Source organism: Bradyrhizobium sp. P2_E8, assembly GCF_056403875.1.
Map to the genome: position 1 here is coordinate 1 of NZ_JBFUES010000993.1, position 2,699 is coordinate 2,699.

2 protein-coding genes and 1 pseudogene are annotated in these 2,699 nt (G+C 67.2%); all 3 read left to right on the forward strand.

Annotation, left to right across the window (positions count from 1 at the left end; genetic code table 11):
• A pseudogene (locus tag AC1D00_RS35565) lies at positions 1–214 on the forward strand (hypothetical protein); the annotation flags it as partial.
• Entirely contained in the window at positions 204–1,847 is a 1,644-nt protein-coding gene (locus tag AC1D00_RS35570) for a hypothetical protein (RefSeq protein ID WP_477013885.1), read from the forward strand. The pseudogene AC1D00_RS35565 and the gene AC1D00_RS35570, both read left to right, overlap by 11 nt.
• A 1-nt stretch (position 1,848) precedes the next feature.
• On the forward strand, positions 1,849–2,699 hold an 851-nt coding region (locus AC1D00_RS35575), incomplete at its 3' end, for an ATP-grasp domain-containing protein (protein ID WP_477013886.1).

The window sequence follows — 2,699 nt, forward strand, 5'->3', positions numbered from 1 at the left end:
GAACCGGTTCGCGCTGTTCGAATGCATGATCGATCCGGCGACCGGCACGTATCTCTCCGAGGACTTCGCCTTCTGCAAGCGCTGGACCGATATCGGCGGCGAGATCTGGGCCGACATCCAGAGCTCGCTCGACCATGTCGGGCCGTCGGTATTCCACGGCGATATCGCCTCGCAATTCGCGCCGGCGCCCGCGGCGGCGGCCGATGCGGCGTGAGCCTTTCGGGATGAGCGTCGGCGCATCCCGTCTGCCAGAGCTGGGGCGAGCGTCCGACAGTGGCTCGCGCTACCGCTTGCGCGATCTGTTCACGCCGCTCGACACGCTGCTGGTCTCCGGCGGAGATTCGCGCCTGACGCTCGATCCGAACGACCGCGTCAACGCCTATGGCTGCGCGGCCTCGCCGGAGCCGGAGATCTGGAATTTCGCTTCCTCGACCGCGTCCGTGATCTCGCAAGCGGCCTATGACCGCGTCGCGCTGGCGCGCGAAGAGCTGATGCACAAGTGCCTGTTCGACGAGGTCGAGGTCGCCTTCGACGCGCGTTGCGAGGACATGCGTGACGAGCTGCGCGGATATCTCCAGCTCTCGCCGCGCGTCGATGTCGTGTTCTCGCCGTCCGGCACCGACTCCCAGCTTCACGCCTTGTTCCTGGCGCGCGCGGTGCTCGGCGCAGTGCCGGTGACGATCGTGGTCGGCACGGATCAGACCGGAAGCGGGACGCCCCATACCGCACGCGGGCACCATTTCAGCACGATGACGGCGAGCGGCCTTGCGGTGCGCAAGGACGGCGCGGTGGCCGGGCTCGCCGGCGACAGCGTCGCGGTGCCGCTGCTCGACGCGGCGCCCGGCATTGCGATGCGCCCGGATGCGGATGAAGCGGTGCTGCGCGCGGTCGCGACCAGCCTCGCGCAAGGTCGACGCGTTCTGTTGCAGATCATGGATTCTTCGAAACTCGGCTGGCGCGCGCCGAGCGTGGCCTGCCTCGACGAGATCGCGCGACGCTGGCCCGGCAAGGTCCAAATCGTCGTCGATGCTTGCCAGGCGCGGCTCGGCCGCCGCCGGCTGCGTTCCTATCTCGATCGCGGCTACATGGTGCTGATGACGGGCTCGAAATTCTTCGGCGGCCCCGCCTTCAGCGGCGCGCTGCTGGTGCCGAAAGGCCTGTCGCGCTCGCTCGGCCGGATCGGCGAGATCGCGCCGGGCTTCTTCGATTATGCCGGCCGCAGCGACTGGCCAAAAGCCTGGACGGGGCTGCGCTCGCGCTTCGAGCGCAGGCCGAATTTCGGTCAATGGCTGCGCTGGGAGGCAGCGCTCAGCGAGATCGGCAGCTATTATGCCGTGTCCGGTGCATTTCGCGCCAAGGCGCTGGCCGAGCTTGCGGCCGGCATCGACAGCATGATCGCGCTGTCTCCGTCGCTTCGGGCTGTTCCGGCCGCGATCGAAGCGTCCGGGATGGACGACGAGGAATTCGCGCACGCCACGATCTTTCCGTTCACGCTGTGGCGCGACGGCAAGCCGGTTTCCATCGCCGAGACCAGCGCCGTGCATCGCGCCCTGGCGCACGACATGAACGGCGACATCGACGGCAGTGCGGCGGACCGGCAGGTTGCCGCGCAACGCTGCCTCGTCGGCCAGCCAGTACGATTTGACCAGCCGGACGGCAAGCCGCAGGCCGCGCTGCGGCTGTGCGTCGGCGCGCGGCTCGTCACCGAAGCCTGGTCGGCGGACGCCGCCCAAGCGCAACGCAATTTGCAGCATATCCTCGATCGCATCGCCCACGTGCTGGTGAAGATCGAGCTGCTGCTCGACCGTGCCGCGGCTGCGCCGGGAAAGTTTGTGCTCGAGGTCTAAGATGCTGCATCCTGTTTCAGCGCCGATCGGCGCGACCGCGCCAATCTATTCCGATCGCATCGGCTTTGCGCAACTGACGCGCCGCGCCTTCGAGGGCGGCAATCTGCATCCGCTGCGCGAGAAGCTCCTGGCGCGGATCGAGGAGGGGACGGCCGAGGCGGGCGAAGGTCTGGATCTGTCGCTGATTGCCCAGCTTCTCGGCGAGAAGGAGGCCGGGCTCGTGATCCAGACCGAGGTGCTCGCCTTTCACCAATTGTTTCGTACGCCTTGCGCGGCTCCGAAACCCGGCCTGCGCGTGCTGGCGCTCGCGGCCGATATCGACATGGGCGGCAACACCCCGATCGAATTCCTGCTCGAAGGCTCCGACATCGAATTGCTGACGCTCTATGTGGTCAAGGGCGTCGGTCTGCCGGCGACGTTGCCCGAGCACGATGTCGCGATCGTGGTCGCGTCCGATTCGGAAGAATGCCGGCAGGCGCTCGCCGTCATCGAACAGGCCGCGCCGCACTGGCCGCGGCCGTTGCTCAATCGCCCCCATCTCATCGGCAACCTCGATCGCGACAAGCTCTACCGGCTGCTGGCGGGCATTCCCGGTCTCGACATCCCAGCGACCGTCCATGCGACGCGTGCGCAATTGCTGGATCTTTCGGAAGGTAAGATCGCCTGCCACGACGTCACGGGCGAATTGCGCTTTCCGATGATCGTGCGTCCGCGCGGCACGCATGCGGGCGTCGGGCTCGCCAAGATCGACGATGCGTCGGCACTCGCGGCCTACCTTGCCGAACGGAAAGAGCAGGATTTCTTTGTCGCGCGCTTCGTCGACTATGCGAGCCCCGACGGGCTGTACCGCAA